Annotated in this window: 13 protein-coding genes; 5 read left to right on the forward strand and 8 right to left on the reverse strand. The window is 67.4% G+C overall.

Annotation, left to right across the window (positions count from 1 at the left end; translation table 11 throughout):
- Positions 1 to 2: 2 nt before the first annotated feature.
- Genes O9320_19110 through O9320_19120 form a run of 3 tightly spaced genes read right to left on the reverse strand, consistent with a single transcriptional unit; the run spans position 3 to position 2,922 of the window.
- Positions 3 to 746, reverse strand: a complete 744-nt coding sequence (locus O9320_19110) for a DsbA family protein (GenBank protein ID MCZ8312963.1) — start codon at positions 744 to 746, stop codon at positions 3 to 5.
- The gene (locus O9320_19115; GenBank protein ID MCZ8312964.1) at positions 743 to 1,510 is read right to left on the reverse strand and encodes a hypothetical protein; all 768 of its coding nucleotides are present in this window, start codon (positions 1,508 to 1,510) and stop codon (positions 743 to 745) included. Before O9320_19115 ends, O9320_19110 begins: the two co-directional genes overlap by 4 nt.
- Positions 1,507 to 2,922 (reverse strand): M48 family metalloprotease, encoded by a 1,416-nt coding sequence (locus tag O9320_19120; protein ID MCZ8312965.1) that lies wholly within the window; start codon positions 2,920 to 2,922, stop codon positions 1,507 to 1,509. Before O9320_19120 ends, O9320_19115 begins: the two co-directional genes overlap by 4 nt.
- 151 nt (positions 2,923 to 3,073) lie before the next feature.
- Here O9320_19120 and O9320_19125 point away from each other — a divergent pair, with 151 nt between their 5' ends.
- Both O9320_19125 and O9320_19130 read left to right on the forward strand, forming a co-directional pair.
- Complete coding sequence (locus O9320_19125; protein ID MCZ8312966.1) at positions 3,074 to 4,570, forward strand: gamma-glutamyltransferase; 1,497 nt, start codon at positions 3,074 to 3,076, stop codon at positions 4,568 to 4,570.
- Between the two features lie 17 nt (positions 4,571 to 4,587).
- Positions 4,588 to 5,748, forward strand: coding sequence for an aminotransferase class I/II-fold pyridoxal phosphate-dependent enzyme (locus O9320_19130; protein ID MCZ8312967.1), 1,161 nt, complete (start codon positions 4,588 to 4,590; stop codon positions 5,746 to 5,748).
- Between the two features lie 7 nt (positions 5,749 to 5,755).
- Here O9320_19130 and O9320_19135 read toward each other — a convergent pair whose 3' ends face one another.
- On the reverse strand, positions 5,756 to 8,551 hold the full coding sequence (locus tag O9320_19135; GenBank protein MCZ8312968.1) for a ribonuclease E/G: 2,796 nt from the start codon (positions 8,549 to 8,551) through the stop codon (positions 5,756 to 5,758).
- A 574-nt stretch (positions 8,552 to 9,125) separates the two neighbouring features.
- Between O9320_19135 and O9320_19140 the strand changes: the two genes are divergently transcribed.
- Positions 9,126 to 10,574 (forward strand): N-acetylmuramoyl-L-alanine amidase, encoded by a 1,449-nt coding sequence (locus tag O9320_19140; GenBank protein ID MCZ8312969.1) that lies wholly within the window; start codon positions 9,126 to 9,128, stop codon positions 10,572 to 10,574.
- 7 nt (positions 10,575 to 10,581) lie between these two features.
- Here the strand turns inward: O9320_19140 and O9320_19145 are convergent, their stop codons facing one another.
- Both O9320_19145 and O9320_19150 read right to left on the reverse strand, forming a co-directional pair.
- The gene (locus tag O9320_19145) at positions 10,582 to 10,830 is read right to left on the reverse strand and encodes a hypothetical protein (GenBank protein ID MCZ8312970.1); all 249 of its coding nucleotides are present in this window, start codon (positions 10,828 to 10,830) and stop codon (positions 10,582 to 10,584) included.
- Between the two features lie 61 nt (positions 10,831 to 10,891).
- The gene (locus O9320_19150) at positions 10,892 to 11,536 is read right to left on the reverse strand and encodes a hypothetical protein (GenBank protein MCZ8312971.1); all 645 of its coding nucleotides are present in this window, start codon (positions 11,534 to 11,536) and stop codon (positions 10,892 to 10,894) included.
- A gap of 106 nt (positions 11,537 to 11,642) precedes the next feature.
- On the opposite strand from O9320_19150, the gene O9320_19155 reads away from it, so the two are divergent.
- Positions 11,643 to 12,362, forward strand: coding sequence for a hypothetical protein (locus O9320_19155; protein ID MCZ8312972.1), 720 nt, complete (start codon positions 11,643 to 11,645; stop codon positions 12,360 to 12,362).
- Positions 12,363 to 12,394: 32 nt separating this feature from the next.
- On the opposite strand, the gene O9320_19160 is transcribed toward O9320_19155, so the two are convergent.
- Positions 12,395 to 12,610, reverse strand: a complete 216-nt coding sequence (locus O9320_19160; protein ID MCZ8312973.1) for a hypothetical protein — start codon at positions 12,608 to 12,610, stop codon at positions 12,395 to 12,397.
- A gap of 181 nt (positions 12,611 to 12,791) precedes the next feature.
- Between O9320_19160 and O9320_19165 the strand changes: the two genes are divergently transcribed.
- Positions 12,792 to 15,218: a penicillin-binding protein 1A gene (locus O9320_19165; GenBank protein MCZ8312974.1), complete on the forward strand. Its 2,427-nt coding sequence runs from the start codon at positions 12,792 to 12,794 to the stop codon at positions 15,216 to 15,218.
- Between the two features lie 11 nt (positions 15,219 to 15,229).
- Here the strand turns inward: O9320_19165 and O9320_19170 are convergent, their stop codons facing one another.
- Positions 15,230 to 16,432: a tetratricopeptide repeat protein gene (locus tag O9320_19170; protein MCZ8312975.1), complete on the reverse strand. Its 1,203-nt coding sequence runs from the start codon at positions 16,430 to 16,432 to the stop codon at positions 15,230 to 15,232.
- Between the last annotated feature and the right edge of the window lie 19 nt (positions 16,433 to 16,451).

The following is a 16,451-nucleotide window of genomic DNA, read 5'->3' on the forward strand; positions in this document are numbered from 1 at the left end:
CGTCAGCGCTTGGCGCGCGCCTCGGCGATGAGGCTGCGCATCGTCGCAAGGTCGACCGCACCCGGCACCAACGTGTCGCCGATCGCGAAAGCGGGCGTGCCGTTGATCTGCAGCGCTTGCGCAAGGGACGCGTTTTTCTGCAGGCGCTGGGCGATTTCGGGCGCTTCCATGTCGCGGCGCAGGCGGGCGACGTCGAGCCCCACTTCGCCGGCGATGCGGAAGATCGTCGCCTCGTCGAGCGAGCCGCGGAATCCCATCATCGCGTCGTGGAAGGGCGCGTATTTGTTCTGCGCGCGCGACGCAAGGGCCGCTCGTGCGGCCACGACCGAGGCGGGGCCGAGCACGGGCAGATCCTTGCGCACGATGCGCAAATCCGGATCGGCGCTCAGCAGCGCTTTGAGCGGCTGGTCCATCTGTTTGCAGTAGGGGCAGCGATAGTCGAAAAACTCGACGAGCACGGTGCGCGCCTGCGGATTGCCCACGCTGGGATCGCCCGCATCTTCGAAGAGGTCGCGCCGCTTTTCGACGAGCATGCGCTTGGCCGTCGCGCGCTGCTCTTCTTCCTGGCGCCGCTCGAGGGCCTGGAGCGCCTCAAGCACCAACTCGGGCTGGCTGCGCAGCGTCTCCACGATGATGGCGCGGAGCGCGTCGCGCTGGGCGGGCGTGAAGGCCTCTTGCGCCTGCGCAAGGCCGCTCGGCATTGCCGCCAGCAGCACAAGCGCCAGCGCTTTGGCCAGGAACTTCACCGCGAAATCGAGATCTCGGCGACGTAGCCGATGGCAATGCCCGCTTCCGGCGGCACGCGGCCGGAGAAGCCGCCCGCCGCGATGATCGCGATCTGCACGTCTTCGAGCGATTCGCCGGGCCAGAAATAGCGGTAGACTTCGCTCAAATCGATCGCCTCGACGTGCCAGGCGCCTGCCTGGCCCGTGCGCGGCGGGCGCAGCTCGAGGCGGCGGCCGGCATTGTCGACGGCCCATTTGCTTTGCGTGGCCCCGTCGCTGCGCCCGGCACCGAAGCCGCCGAACGCGATCTCGACGCTGCGGTCCCATTCCTCGGCGCCCATACCGAGGAAGGCGAGATAGCCGCCGCTGGCCGAGCGGTTCGGCGTGCGGAAATAGATCGTCACGCGCATGCCGCGCTCCAGGCCCGCGCCGGGCCCGCCGCCGAACACGGCCGGCTCGAGATACCAGGTCCAGCGCAGATAGGGTGTCGCCGTCAAAGCCGTGCTGAGGCGGCGGCCCATCTGCATGCCGCCGGGCGCGTCGGCGCGCAACGCGATCGAGCCTTGCAGATCGACGAGCGCCAAGTCGCCGGCACCGTTGGGGCGCGAGGTCCACCATTGACGCTGGTCGGCATTGCCGTGCACGCCCGGCACGCCGTCGGCGAACAGGCGCAAGCCGCCGTCGACGATGCTGCCGCGCGGCGGCGCCGAGCCTGCACAGCCGCCGAGCACGGCGACGCACAGAAGAAGAAGCGGAACGGCGAAGCGGCGCAGATTTGCTGTCATCTTGTTTGGGGCCCTAAACGTTCGGCGGCGTTTTTGATGTCTTGGACTCGCAGGATATGGGGGGAACCGGCCGGGAGCAACCGCTCAGCGCGCTCGGCAAAACCGCGCGCATCGACGCGCCTGCCCAGCAGCAGCGCCTGCTCGGCTTGCGCCAAGGACGACATGCCAAGCTGCCCGTCGCGCCCGTAGGCGATCGACAATTGGCGCCACAGCTCGGCCGAGTTGGATTCGTAGCGCTGTGCTGTTTCGAGATTTTCGATCGCTTTGGGCAGCAAGCTGCGGTCGTCGGTCGCCAGCAGCGCACTCGCAAGGCCCAAGCGCAGCAACGCGCTGCTGGGCAATGCCGCCACGGCCTTTTCGTAGTAGGGCAGGGATCCGCGCGGATTTCCGCCCTCGTAGGTGAACTGGCCGCGCGTCTCGTTGAAATAGGGATCGTCGGGCGCTTCGGCGAGCAGGGTGTCGACGATCGCGATCGCGCGCGGCATCTCGCCGCGCCGGTAGAAGGCGAAGGCACGCGCATAGCGGCCTTCGCGCGAGGTCTCGCCCTCGCGATACTGGACGAGGGCGCGCGACGGATCGGTAAAGCCGAGCAGCTTGGCGCGCATGCGCTTGTGCAGTTCGACGAACGCCGGGGGCGTTGGCATGTTCGACATGCGCGAATTGGCGACCCATTGGCGCACGAACTCGACGCGTTCGGCCGAGATCGGGTGCGAGCGCACATACGGGTCCTGGCGGTCGACGACCATCATTTCCTGGTCGGCCAGAACCTGCAGAAACTCCATGAGGCCGCGCGAGGATTGCTGCGAGCGGTCGAGGAACGTAACGCCGGCCTGATCGGCCGAGGCTTCGAGCGTGCGCGTGTAGCGCAGGAGCTGGCGCTCGGCGATCTGCTGGCCCGCCATGACCGAGGCCATGGCCGCATTGCCGTTGCCCGCCACGGCCGCCGCTGCCGCCCCCAAAAGCGAGATGACCAACGTCTCCCAGGACGCCTGCATGCCGTCCGGCAGGCGGGCCAGATGGCCGCCGGCGATGTGGCCGGTTTCGTGCGCGATCACGCCGATCAGCTGGTTGGGCGTTTCGACGCGCAGCAGCAGGCCTGTATGGAAAAACATGTTGAGCCCGCCCGCCACGAACGCGTTCAGCGAACGGTCGTTGACGATGTGGACCGCGATGTCGTCCGGGTTGAGGCCGGCTGCGCGGAACACTGGTGCGGCGTAGATGCGGATGGTATTTTCGATTTCGGCGTCGCGGATGAAGCTGATACGCTGCTGCGCCTGCGCGGCAAACGGCATCGCGCAGACCAAGGCAAGCGCCAGCAAGCGCGCGAACAAGGACAGCCGATTCCGACCGTCGCACAGGCGCGCGCGCAACAACCCAAACGGCCCCATTTTGAACGCAAATTTGTCAAACACTGCGCGGATCCATTCGACTCCTGAATTGGCCGCCAAACTCTCGAGACAAGCTATGCCGAGCACCACCCGAAATCAATCGCGGGCCCGCCGACACGTTCGACACATTGTTGCCGCTTTTGCCGCAGCTTCGCTCGCGGGCGGCTGCAGCACATTGGGCCTGGGCGGCAAAGACGAAGGCGTGCCGGGCGTGGTCGGCTCGGTGCGCGGCTTTCTGGGCGGGGCGGCGGCCGACGAGCCGCGTGCGGCCCTCGTCGCGCGCGACATTCTCTCGGCCGGCGGCTCGGCCGCCGATGCGGCCACCGCTGCCGCCTTGACGCTCAGCGTCACTTATCCGGGGCAGATGCCGCTGGGCGGGGGCGGGCTGTGCATGGTGGCTTCCGGCACGGGCCGCGTGCGCACGGTCGAAACCGTGTCGTTCCCGGCCGTGGCCGCCCGGCCCGACTCGGTCGTGGCCACGCCCGGCCTGCCGCGCGGCCTGTTTGCGATGCAGGCGCGCTACGGGCGTTTGCGCTGGGAGCAGGTCGTCGCACCGGCCGAAAATCTCGCGCGCGGCGGCACCACTGCCACGCGTGCGCTGGCGATCGATCTGGCGCGCCATTGGAACGTCGTGTCGGCCGATCCGGGCCTTGCCGCGATCTTCAGCCGCGACGGCCAGGCTTTGACCGAAGGCCAGCCGCTCGCGCAGCCGCAGATGGGTGCGGTACTCGGCACCTTGCGCCAGCGCGGCCCCGGCGAGCTGCATCAAGGCGTGACCGCCCACCAGTTCGCGCGTGCGGCTCAAGCCGCCGGCATCGATCTGCGTTTCGAGGACCTCGCCGCCGGGGTGCCGCAGATTCAACCGGCTTTCAATATCGGCGGCACGCCCGATTTCTTCGTGGCGGCGGCCCCTGCTGTCGGCAGCCTTGCGACCGCACAACTCTACGGGGCGCTCGCCGAGCGTTGGCGCGCGACCCCGGCCGACCAGCGTGCCGGCCTGATGCTGGCCACGGCGTCGGCCGCCTCGCGCGACCGTGCGCAGTGGCTTGGGCCCGATCTTGCCAACCGCATTGCGCTGGGCGACGCGCTTGCGCCGTCGCGGCTGCGGGGCCTTGCGGGCGCAGGCGGGCCGTGGGCGCCCGAGCCCGACATGGCGGCGGGTACGGCCCTCAGCGTGATCGACCGCAACGGCATGGCGGTTGCGTGCAGCTTCACCGGCCTTGAGGCGTTCGGCATCGGCCGCCTGCCGCAAGGGATCGGCTTTCTGCTCGCCCCGGCGCCGACGGCCGAACAATCGGCCACGCGCTGGCTGACGGCCGCGATCGCCTTGCGCGACCGCCAGTCCGTGGTGTTCGCAGGGGCCGCCTCGGGCGGGGTTGCCGCGCCGTTTGCATTGTCGCAGACGGCTCTCGGCGTGCTCGCCGACCGCCTCACGCTCGATCGCGCGATCGATCTTGCGCGCGCTGCGCCGTTGCCCGACGGGCGCATCGGCGTCGACGGGCCGGGCTTGGTACCTGCCCTTGCCGCGCGCGGCTATCGCGCGGCCGAGGTTGCGGGCGGTATTGGGCGCGTGCAGGCGATCTATTGCGCCGAGGGCGCAACCGAACAGCCGGAATCCTGCCGCATCGAAACCGACCGGCGCGGTGCCGGTTTCGCCACCGGCTCGCAATAGCGGCGGGAGTTTCGGCAATGGCTTTGAAGGTTGCGCGGCGCGCGGGGATTTCGCCGTTCATCGTGATGGATGTGATGCGTGCGGCCAATCGGCGCGACGAAGCGGCCGCACATGCGGGCGAACGCGCCGTGCATCTCGAAGTGGGCCAGCCCGGCACGCCTGCACCCATGACCGTGCGTAACGCCGCCAAAGCCGCCCTCGACAGCGACAAGCTCGGTTATACCGACGCGATGGGCCTGCCCGCGTTGCGCGCGCGCATCGCGCGCCATTATGCCGACACGTACGGCGTGGCGCTCGATCCGGCGCGCATCTGCGTTACGACCGGCTCGTCGGGCGGCTTTCTGCTGGCGTTTCTCGCCGCGTTCGATGCGGGCGACCGCGTGGCGCTGGCTGATCCGGGCTATCCCGCCTATCGCAACATCTTAAAGGCGCTCGATTGCGAACCGGTGGGGTTTGCCGCCACGGCCGCCACGCGCTTCCAGCCCACGCCGGAATTGCTGGCGCAAAGCGGAAAAGATCTCGCGGGCCTCATCGTGGCGAGCCCCGCCAATCCGACGGGCTCGATGCTGTCGCCGGACGAACTCGGCGCCCTATGCCGCTGGTGTTCGAAACGCGGCGTGCGCCTCGTGTCGGACGAGATCTACCACGGCATTGTGTTCGAGGGCCGTGCGGCCACAGCGCTTTCGTTCGGCGACGACGCGTTCGTGGTCAACAGCTTCTCCAAATACTACTCAATGACCGGCTGGCGCCTGGGCTGGCTCGTGGTGCCGCCCGATCTGGTGCGCGCAGTCGAGCGGCTGGCACAGAACCTGTTCATTTCGCCGCCGACCTTGGCCCAATTGGCCGCGATCGCCGCGTTCGACGCGCACGCCGAATGCGAAGCGCATGTGCTGGCGTACCGTGCGAACCGCGACTATCTGCTGGCCGCCTTGCCCAAAGCGGGGTTCCGCGAATTCGCCCCGCCGGACGGCGCCTTCTATCTTTATGCGGATGTGGCGCACATGACCAACGACAGTGCGGAATTCTGCCGCCGCATGCTCGACGAAGCGGGTGTGGCCGCAACGCCGGGGCTCGATTTCGATCCGGCGCGCGGCAACCGCTTCGTGCGTTTTTCGTTTGCCGGCACGCTCGCCGACATGGAAGAGGCCGCCAGACGCTTGGTCGCCTGGCGGCGCTAAACCTTCTTCAACCCGTCAGGCGATTCCACCAGCCGCGCTTTTTGGGACGATTGGGATCGTCCTCGGGCGGCGGCGGAGCGCTTGCTTCTGCGGGTGCTGCAGCCGGGGTCGGTTGCGGTGCGACCATGATGGGCTCGGCCGGTGTCGCGATCTGCGGCGGCATTGCGGCGGCAGGTGCCGGGGCGGGTATGGGCGCTGCCGCAGGTGCCGTTGCCGGGCCGTCTTCGCCGCGGCGGTTCCACGGCCAATCATGCGCGTCGCCGGGACCCTGCACGCGGCCCATCGGGGCCGGCGCATAGGCGTCGCTCGGGGCTGCGAGGGCCGGGGCATCCGGCATTGCGGCGGCTGCGACCGGCATGTCGCCGTTGCTCTCGCCGCCGACGCCATTGGCCGCTTGCGGCTGCTCGGCGCCGTTCTCGCCCTCCGGACGACGTCCGCGACGCCGACCGCCGCGCCGACCGCGCCGACGCCGACGGCGGCTGGCTTCGTCGCCGCCCGCCTCGTCGCCAGCGGTTGCGGCATCAACGCCTTCCGCAGGCCCGGCGGCATCGCCGGCTTCGTCTTGCATCGGGGCGGCTTGTGCGGCTTCGCTGTCGGCGCGCGGCGCTTCAGTACGCCCATCTTGGCGACCTTCAGGGCGGCCATCTGCGCGATTGCGACCGCGACCGCGACGGCGACGGCGGCGGATGCTGCCGTCTTCGTTGCGCTCTTCGGCCGCACGCGGGGACGCTGCCGTTTCGCCCGCGACATCGTCGTCGTCGTCGCGCGCCACGTCTGCGGCGGCCGAGTACTCGCCGCGCGATTCGGGTGCGCTGGGTGCAAAGTCTTCGATCTGCCGGATTGGTGCGGCACTGGTGGCATCGACCGCTTTGGCCTTGCCGCGCTCGATGCGGAAGGCGGGCGGAATGAGGCTGTCGTCGGAATGGAACTGCAGATGGAAGCCGTAGCGGCTTTCGATGCCCGCGATCGCCGCGCGCTTGTTGTTGAACAAGTAGAGTGCGACGGACGTTGCGACATACACGAGCACTTCGGCCGCGCGCAGTTTCACGCCCTCTTCCTCGATGCCGCGCAGCACGTGCAAGGCGGCCGATTCGGTCGAGCGCAGACGCCCCGTGCCCTGGCAGTGCGGGCAGACCTCGAAGCTGATTTCCGAAATCGACGGGCGCAGGCGCTGGCGCGACAGCTCGAGCAAGCCGAAGGCCGAGATGCGGCCGATCTGGATGCGCGCGCGGTCGGACTTCATCGCCTCCTTGAGGCGCCGTTCGACCGCCGCCTGGTGGCGATGGTCGTCCATGTCGATGAAGTCGATGACGATGAGGCCCGCCAAATCGCGCAGGCGCAATTGGCGCGCCACCTCGTCGGCGGCTTCGAGATTGGTCTTGTAGGCGGTCTCGTCGATGTTGCGCTCGCGCGTCGAACGGCCCGAGTTAACGTCGATCGCGACGAGCGCTTCGGTCGAGTTGATCACGATGTAGCCGCCCGAGCGCAGACGCACGGTCGGCAGATGCATTTCGTCGAGTTCGGTTTCGACCTGGAAGCGCTGGAACAGCGGCGTTTGCGCGTCGTCGTAGCGGCGGATGCGCGCAACGTCGCTCGGCATCAGCATGCCCATGAAGTGGCGCGCGGCGTCGAAGCCGTGTTCGCCCGCAACGAGGATTTCGTCGACGCCGGAGCTGTACATGTCGCGGATGGCGCGCTTGACGATGCTGCCTTCCTCGTAGATCAGCGCCGGGGCCGAGCTGCGCAGCGTTAGATCGCGGATCTCTTCCCACAGCCGCATCAGATATTCGTAGTCGCGGCGGATGTCGGCGGTCTCGCGCTCCATTCCGGCGGTGCGCAGGATCACGGCCATGCCGTCGGGCAGGTCGAGCTCTTCGATCAGGTTCTTGAGGCGCTTGCGGTCCTGCTGCGAGGTGATGCGCCGCGAAATGCCGCCGCCGCGGTCGGTGTTGGGCATCAGCACGCAATAGCGGCCCGCGAGCGACAGATAAGTGGTGAGAGCGGCCCCCTTGTTGCCGCGCTCTTCCTTGACGACCTGGACGAGCAGCACCTGGCGGCGCTTCAGCACTTCCTGGATTTTGTATTGGCGCGTCGGCCGCGCGCGGCGCCGCGTTTCGTGGGCGTCGTCGACCGTGTCGCCGCCGACCGATTCGACGATGTGCTGGCGCGGTTCGCTGGGCTCTTCGCCGGGCAGCGCTTCGTGCGGGGCGTCGAGCGGCGTGCCCTCGATCGGCGCACCTTCGAGCGGCGCCGGATCAAAGCCCGTCGCTGCGTCCGCACTTGGGGCCGGTGCGGCATCCGCATGCGGGACAGCGTCGGGTGCTGGTGCGGCCAGATCGAGCTGTGCTTGCACAGGTGCAGGCGGCAGCAGCTCGTCCGACAGCGGCAGCTGGGCCGTCTCGGCAAGTGGGGCCGGCGTCAGATCGACGGGACCTGCATTGGCGTCCTGCGGCAGCGCGATGACGGGGGCGGGATCGGCGGCATCTTCGCGGCTGCTGCGGCGCGGGCGCTCGTCTTCTTCCTCCGCCTCGGCCATCAGCGCCTGCCGGTCGGAGACCGGGATGCGGTAATAGTCGGGGTGGATTTCGTTGAAGGCGAGGAAGCCGTGGCGGTTGCCGCCGAATTCCACGAACGCGGCCTGCAAGGACGGCTCGACGCGCGTGACGCGCGCCAGATAGATGTTGCCCTTGAGCTGCTTTTTGCTGGCGGTTTCGAAATCGAACTCTTCGAGCCGGTTTCCGTCGAGCACGACCACGCGGGTTTCTTCCGGGTGGGTCGAGTCGATCAACATACGTTTTGCCATTTCGATACTTTCTCTCCGATGCGAAAGCGCGCACGGCCCGTTCGTTTTTTTGCAGCGCGACGCATGCGGCGAATACGCCGCGCGGTCGCGCAAAACGAGTGCGCGCGCTAAAAAATTTTGACCGGATCGTCGTGGCGCACATGCCGCCGGGCCCTTGGACCCGTTGGCGTTGCGGTCGCGCGCGGGTTCCTTGGGCCCGTGCCGCGGTCTTGACCTTCGCAAATGGGGATCCGCCCGCTTGAGATCGCTCCCAACAGCGGCGGGAGCGGGGGCGGACCCGCCGCATGCGGGGGTCCTTTTTGGGCGTGCGCCGTTCGGATCGGCCGCCCTGATGCGTTCGCCGCGGTATCTTCGGGAGGTTTGCCGCTTCGCGAACCGAAAACCGGACGCGGTTGCTGCAATTCCCTGTGGACCCGCACGGAAAGGGCGCTCCGGTCTGGGGCGCTCGCTTTCCAGCGAACAACGAACAGTATGCGACAAGCACAATACAGACCAACCCGCCCCCCCACAATTGGTAAATTTGCCGTGGTTCGTGCTTGCCGTCGATTCGCGCCGCAGGATATATGTCGCGGTCATGCGCGGGCGTTTTCTCAATATCTTGTGGATTGCGGGCTGCTTGGCAGCCTGGAGCCTTGGCATGCCCGCCGCCCATGCCCAAACGCCGCAGCGCGCCGCACCCAATGCGCCCCTAAACCCCGGAACAAGCGGGGAAATTATCGTCACAGGCGTGTCGTTGGGCGAAACGGCGGGCTCCACACGCCTTATCCTCACACTCAACCGGCGTATCGACCATCGGGTGTTCTTCCTGAACGAGCCGATGCGCGCCGTCGTTGATTTGCCAAGTGTGCAGTGGCGAATAACCGGCGGCGAGGTCGCCCCCTCGGGGCTCGTGTCGGGCTTGCGCTACGGGGCGTTCAATGCCGCCGCCGGGCGCCTCGTGCTCGATCTTGCCCAGCCCGCCAAATTGCGCGAGGCACGCTTCGACCTTGCCCCGAGCGGGCGCGGCCAGCGCCTGGTGCTCGATTTCGAGCGCTCGACACCCGAAGCGTTCGCGCAGAACGTCCAACCCTGGTCGGCTTCCGGCGTTCTGCGCGCGATGCAGGCCAATGCGCCTTCACCGCCGCAACTGCAAACCCAAACGCCCGCCCAGCCGCAACCGCAACCGAGCCCGCCCACCCAGTTTGCGCAAACGGCAGCCCCGCGCGTCGCCGCCCCCGTGGCCCCGACGGCGCCCACGACCGTCGCGGCCCCTGCGGCCGTCGCGAGCCCGCGCCCGCCGCAACTTCCCAATGCCCAGGGCGGCGCACCGGCGCGCCCGACCGGGCGGCCGATGATCGTGCTCGATCCCGGCCATGGTGGCGTCGATCCGGGGGCCATCGGCGTTTCGGGCACGCACGAAAAAGAGATCACGCTCGCGATGGCGCGCGAACTCCGCCGTCAGCTCGAACAGACCGGCCGCTATCGCGTGGCGATGACGCGCGACGACGACGTGTTCATCCGCCTGCGCGATCGCATCGCACTCGCGCGCCAGCAATCGGCCGATCTGTTCATCTCGATCCATGCGGACTCGATGGGCAGCGGCAACACCGCCACGCGCGGGGCGTCGATCTACACTTTGTCGGAAAACGCGTCGGACAACGAAGCGGCCGCTTTGGCCGCGCGCGAAAACCGCGCCGACATCATCGCGGGCGTCGACCTCACGCGCGAGAACCGCGACGTGACCTCGATCCTGATCGATCTTGCGCAGCGCGAGACGATGAACCGCTCGATCGTGTTCGCGCGCCATCTCGTGTCCGAAATGGGGCGCGAGGTGCTGCTGCTGCCGCAGAACCCGCATCGCTTCGCAGGCTTCGCCGTGCTGAGGGCGCCCGACACGCCCTCGGTGCTGATCGAGATGGGCTATCTCTCGAATGCGCAGGACGAACTCCTGCTCAATCGCCCGCACCATCGCACGAAGGTCGCCGCCGGCATCCTGCGCGCGATCGACGCCTATTTCGCGGCTAATCCTGCACGGCGCGGCTGACGCGGCTTCAAGCGGCAAACAGCCCCTCCAAATCGTCGGCGATGCTCTGCGGCCCGAGATTGTAGAGGGCCGTCTTGAACGCGTCAGTCGTCTTCGGCCCGATCCAGCCGTCGCGCTTCAGGCCTTCGTAGCGCGCCACGCCGTTGTCGAGCCGGGTCGCAAAATCGCGGAACTGCCCGAGCGCAAATCTGCGCGCGAACCCGTCCGGCCCGGCTTTTTCGAGCGCACGCCCGAAGCCTGCGCGCGTCTGCGACATCGACGTTTTTGTCGCGCGTGGCGATCGGGACCGGATTCTTCTGCGCATAGAGCGTTGTGTTTCAGTAGTCGCTGCGGAAGCTTTCCGGGGTCAGCTCTTGCGTGAGTTGCACCTTGGTCCCGTCGGCATCCTTGCCGCCTTTGCCAAGCGTCACTACTTCGCCGCGCAGATGGGCTTTGAGCTCGTCGATCTTGCCGGTGCCGTATTGGTGGATATAGGCCGCCAGTTCGCGCTGGCCTTGGGGACTTGCGCAGAATTTCTGCGCGTTCGGCCCCGACTGTCCGCACGCCTCTTCGACCTTGGCTACGACCGTGCGGACTTGGCCGCGCTCGGCATTTTCGAGCGCGCTTTCGCCTTCTTTTGTTTTCAGCACGCCCGCAGCGAACTTCTCGATCTTTGCGATTTGCACTTCGTTGTACCTTCCGTTTCGGTCCTTAAACGCTTCATGCGTTTGCTTCAGCATATCGGCGGTGATTTCCTCGGCGCCCGCGATTCCGGTGGCTTTGCCGATGGCAACGAGCCGGTCGGCAAGGTCCTTGTGCTTCGATAGGTCCATCTGAATGCGCCCGACGGACAGGCCGCTGTCGCCGTTGCGCACAATGGAGGTCTTTCCGGTTTCGCCGGTCGTACCTTCGGCATGCGCCAGAAATCTTGGCAGAGTGGTGCTGACTTCCGGATTCAGCCGGAACGGGTTATTCTTGGTCATAGTTCGTGCCCTTTCCTGTTTTCGGAGTTGCGAGATGCAGCTGCGTTTCTTCGCGCAAGGCCTGTGCAGCCGCTGGACAGGCCTTGGTTTGCTCGTCCTTGCGGGCATGCTGATTTTCTCGCTAGGGATCGGCACGGCGATGGCGCAGAATCATCGGATCAATCCGCGCGATTCGCGGGTTCCCGAGGATTACCGGCTGCGCAGCCAACTTCAGGAATCCCGACTGCGCGCAATCACAGAGACGAACTATTTCAACGACCGGCCGCTGCGCTGCACGATGGAGCTGAGTTTTTCGGTCGACTATCCGAATGTCGAGGCGCAGTCCAAGCGGATCGGCAATCCGGTCGCGGCCTTGAAGCGCGTCGAACTCGGGTTCGAACGGCACGGCGACCCGTTCCATTCGGACGACGTGCACGCTTTCGTGCGCGTGCGGATCGAACGGGTGGACAACGGTGCGCCGTTGCGCATCGAGCGCATCGTAATCGACTATCGAAGGGACCCTGAAGTCGGGCCGTCTTCCACGGCGCGCTGGGTCGGCGAAGAGCTCGACGCAGAGGGCTACGGCAAGATATCGATGCCGGTCGCCAAGATGGAAATCGACGAAATTCTCAGCTTCAAATTTGAAATCATACGCGCGCCAGGCTCGATGGCGTTGACGTTGCCAGAGCTTGGGCAGAACCGTGCCTACGCGCCGTCTCATGCGGAATCGGTTGATACTGTTCCAGCTTTTGAAGCCTGCGCTTGTGCCATGCAGAACGAGCGGGTGAGCCACCGCGACGTTATGACCTGCGACGGCCCACGCTACGAGCCGCCCGAGAAGCGCTAGCCGCGCAGCGCCGTCGGCTGTCAGGACTGTCGTCATTGTCCGTTTTCCGTCGAGGGCCGCGCGCGCAGCCGTTCGGCCCGGCGCATGTCTCTGAATTGCTGGGCCGAAATCTGGTTCGCCGCGGGCGCCCTAAGTTTCGCTTTTTGTTCTCTCAAGCGGCGCTGTTCACGGGCGATCATTGCGCTCCACTGGCGTTCCGACGGGGCGAAAGCCGATTTCTGCTTGTATCCGCGTTTGATCATGCGCATTATGTTCTCCTTAAAGTCATTGCAAATAAATATACCTAAGTAAGATAATCAGTCAATAGTGATGCAACGGTACGTCGTTCGGCGGGGCGGCTCCGAACAAGAGACCGCGCACGGGCGCGACAGCGCCCCGGCACTGCGCTATATCTCCCGCCTCGCAACCGAACCTGGATGGCCGCCCTCGATGCGTCGTGCACTCGTCACGCTTGTCGTTCTGCTGGTGTTGGCGCTGGTCGGCGGCAGTGGGGCCGTGCTGGCCGGGCTCTGGTATTTCGGGCGCGGCCTGCCCGACCACGGCGCGCTTGCGGCCTACCAGCCTTCCGTCACCACGCGCGTGCATGCGGCCGACGGGCGCATCCTTGCCGAGTTCGCGATCGAGCGGCGCATCTTCGTGCCGTACGACGCGATTCCGCGCCAGGTCGTGGGCGCGTTCCTTGCGGCCGAGGACAAAAATTTCTATTCGCATCCCGGCGTGAGCCTGCCCGACATTGCGCGCGCGGCCGTGCAGAACCTCGCCAATATGGGTGCCCGTCGGCCGGTGGGCGCGTCCACGATCACGCAGCAGGTCGCCAAGAACATGCTGCTGACCAACGAAGTGTCGATCGAGCGCAAGGTCAAGGAAGCGATCCTCGCTTTGCGCATCGAAGAAACGCTCTCCAAGCGCCGCATCCTCGAGCTTTATTTGAACGAGATCTATCTCGGCTACGGCGCTTACGGTGTCGCGTCGGCGGCGATGAATTATTTCGACCGGTCGCTGGCCGAACTCACGCTCGCCGAAGCCGCGTTCCTGGCCGTGCTCCCCAAGGCGCCCAACAACTACAATCCCGCGCGCTTCATGGACCGTGCGGTCGAGCGGCGCGACTGGGTGTTGGGCCGCATGCTCGAAGACGGCCAGATTTCGCTGGCCGAGTACGAGGCCGCCCGCCGCACGCCGATCGTCACCCGCAATCGCGGACCCGAAGACACCGTGCGCGCCGACTATTTCGCCGAGGAAGTGCGGCGCGAATTGTTCGCGCGCTTCGGCGAGCGCGAGCTGTTCCGCGGCGGCCTTAGCGTACGCACGACGATGGACCCGATGCTGCAGGCGGCCGCCGAAGCCGCCCTCATGCGCGGCATGCTCGCCTACGACCGCCGCCACGGCTATCGCGGAGCGATCGCGCGCATCGATACGAGCGGCGATTGGCGCCGGCGCTTGCAGGGTGTGCAGCGCCCGCCCGGCATGCTGCCCGAATGGTCGCTGGCGCTCGTGCGCGGCCTCGGCAACGATGCCGCCGAATTGGGCCTGCTAGACGGCGGCCGCGCGACACTGGCCCTCGAAGATCTGCGCTGGGCGCGCAAGACCGAGCGCGAACAGCGCCTGGGCCCGCCCGTGCGCGCGCCCGCCGACGTGCTGGCGGTGGGCGACGTCGTGATCGTCGAGAAGCGCGCCGACGATGCCTCGCCCCTCAATCGCCATGCGCTGCGCCAGATCCCGAATGTGGGCGGGGCCATCGTGGCGATGGATCCCCATACGGGGCGCGTGCGCGCGATGGTGGGCGGCTGGAGCTTTGAGATGAGCCAGTTCAACCGCGCCACGCAAGCCCAGCGCCAGCCCGGCTCGTCCTTCAAGCCGTTCGTCTATCTGCCCGCCCTCGACAACGGGTTTTCGCCCGCGAGCCTCATCCTCGACGCGCCCATCGTCGTCGACCAGGGGCCGGGCCAGCCGCCGTGGCGCCCGGCGAACTATTCGCGCAATTTCTACGGCCCCTCGCCGATGCGCGTGGGCATGGAGCAGTCGCGCAACTTGATGACCATTCGCTTGGCCCAGGCGATCGGCATGGACAAGGTTGCGGCCGTCGCCGAAGGCCTGGGTGTCGTCGAGAAGCTGCAGCCGAGCCTCGCGATGGCGCTGGGGGCGGGCGAGACCACGCTGATGCGCCAAACCACGGCCTACGCGATGTTCGTGAATGGCGGCAAGCGCATCCAGGCAACGCTGATCGACCGCGTGCAGGACCGCGAGGGCCGCACGATCTACCGCCACGATGTGCGTGCCTGCGCCGATTGCCGCAGCGATCTCTGGTTGCCGGGCTCCGAGCCGCCCGAACTGCCCGACGGCCGCGCCCAGGCGATCGACGCCGCGACCGCCTACCAGATGACCTCGATGTTGCAGGGTGTCGTGGAGCGCGGCACCGGGCGGCGTTTGCGCGAACTCAACCGCGCCATCGGCGGCAAGACCGGGACGACAAACGATTCGTTCGACACCTGGTTCATCGGCTTTTCGCCCGATTTGGCCGTGGGCGTTTGGGTCGGCTTCGACAATCCGCGCACGCTAGGGCCCAACGAGACCGGCTCGTCGGTCGCGGTCCCCATCTTCCGCGACGTGATGGCCGAAGCGCTGAAGGGTACGCCCAACGTGCCGTTCCGCATCCCGCCCGGCATTCGCCTCGTGCGCGTCAATCCGCAGACCGGTGCGCCTGCGCGCCCCGGCGAGCGCGACAGCATCCTCGAAGCCTTCAAGCCCGGCACGGAATTGCGCGCCGACGGCCCCGTGCTCGACGGCGGCGGACGCTTCGCCGATCCGAGCCTCACGATCTCGATCCCCGGCAGCGAAGGCGGCGACGGGATCTACTGATCCGGCATCCGCTATCGGGCGGGGGCGGACGGCACGGTCGGGAACTGGCGCGCTTGCGCTTGTGCGCGCGTGCGCGTGGCGGCATCGAAGCTTGCGAACAAAGCGTCGCGGGCGGAAGCTGCGGGGGCGACGTTGCGCCGTGCCGCAAGGTCGAAAAACGCATAGGCCTCGACCGCATTGGGCCAGCCGCCGCGCCCGTCGCGATAGGCTTGTGCGACAACAAAAGCCGCAGGCCCGTGGCCGAGCGCGCTTGCCTCGCGCAAGCGGCGACGGGCGGCGGCTTCGTCTTGCGTCGTACCTTTGCCTTGCTGGAGGGCGAGGCCGAGGCGGAACAGGCCTTCGGCATCGCGCTGGCCGGCCGCCAATTCCCAGAAGCGCACGGCTTCCACGGGGTCGACCGCCACATAATGGCCGACCTCGTAGGCAAAGCCGAGCTGCAGATAGACGGTGCGCGCACCCTCGGCGGCGGCCGCGCGCATGCGCACGACGGCTGCATCGAGCACGGGGCGCGCGAGCCGTGTCGTATCGCCGCCTTTGGCGACGAGGCCCAATTCTTCGGCCATGAATTGGCGCGCGACCAGCAAGGCCGGCAGATGGAACGTGCCGGGCGCCATGCCGGCTTGGTAGAGCGTGCGCAAGGCAAGCCGGTCGAGCTCGGTGTAGTTCTCGCGCGCGGTGGGCGCGCGCTTGTAGCTCAGCAGCGTGTCGAAATCGTGCGGATGGCCGAGCAGCCCGAACCCGTGCAGGATTTCGTGCGCCACGCAATTGGGCTGGATCGCGCGGATATGCAGCGTACTCACGAGGGCCGTCCCTTGCACGCGGGCACCCGTGCCGCAGCCTTGCTGCGGCGGTACGCCGGGCGGCACGGCGTTCTCGGCGAAAAAATCGAAGCGGAAATTGGCATCGACCGAGTTCTCGACGACCGTTACCGGCAGGCCCACGATCGCGGCGGCTTCGCGCGTCTTGCCTTCGGCGAAAGCGGCGATCGAATTGCTGGTCGTGCGGCCGAGATGCAGACGCAACGGCGGCTCGAGCCGCACGATGCCGCTGATCGGGCGCGGCGTATTGTCGCCGGGGGCGGTGTTGTCGCGCCACAAAGCCGCTTCGTAGAACATCGCAAGGGCGGTTTCGAGCTTGGCTTCGCTCGCGGCGACGGGCGCGCCCGGCAGCAGCCAGAGGAGGCCCGCGAGGACAAGGCGAAAGCGAGCCTGCATGGCAAACGCCCTCCGCCGT

The organism is Magnetospirillum sp., assembly GCA_027532905.1.
In the GTDB taxonomy this organism is placed as follows: Bacteria; Pseudomonadota; Alphaproteobacteria; order CACIAM-22H2; family CACIAM-22H2; genus Tagaea.

What these genes read in the sequence shown, in the direction of transcription:
- O9320_19115 (MCZ8312964.1), bottom strand. Translation starts at nt 1,510, where the DNA reads ATGACAGCAAATCTGCGCCGCTTCGCCGTTCCGCTTCTTCTTCTGTGC.
- O9320_19130 (MCZ8312967.1), top strand. Translation starts at nt 4,588, where the DNA reads ATGGCTTTGAAGGTTGCGCGGCGCGCGGGGATTTCGCCGTTCATCGTG.
- O9320_19135 (MCZ8312968.1), bottom strand. Translation starts at nt 8,551, where the DNA reads ATGGCAAAACGTATGTTGATCGACTCGACCCACCCGGAAGAAACCCGC.
- O9320_19140 (MCZ8312969.1), top strand. Translation starts at nt 9,126, where the DNA reads ATGCGCGGGCGTTTTCTCAATATCTTGTGGATTGCGGGCTGCTTGGCA.
- O9320_19145 (MCZ8312970.1), bottom strand. Translation starts at nt 10,830, where the DNA reads ATGTCGCAGACGCGCGCAGGCTTCGGGCGTGCGCTCGAAAAAGCCGGG.
- O9320_19150 (MCZ8312971.1), bottom strand. Translation starts at nt 11,536, where the DNA reads ATGACCAAGAATAACCCGTTCCGGCTGAATCCGGAAGTCAGCACCACT.
- O9320_19155 (MCZ8312972.1), top strand. Translation starts at nt 11,643, where the DNA reads ATGCTGATTTTCTCGCTAGGGATCGGCACGGCGATGGCGCAGAATCAT.
- O9320_19160 (MCZ8312973.1), bottom strand. Translation starts at nt 12,610, where the DNA reads ATGCGCATGATCAAACGCGGATACAAGCAGAAATCGGCTTTCGCCCCG.
- O9320_19165 (MCZ8312974.1), top strand. Translation starts at nt 12,792, where the DNA reads ATGCGTCGTGCACTCGTCACGCTTGTCGTTCTGCTGGTGTTGGCGCTG.
- O9320_19170 (MCZ8312975.1), bottom strand. Translation starts at nt 16,432, where the DNA reads ATGCAGGCTCGCTTTCGCCTTGTCCTCGCGGGCCTCCTCTGGCTGCTG.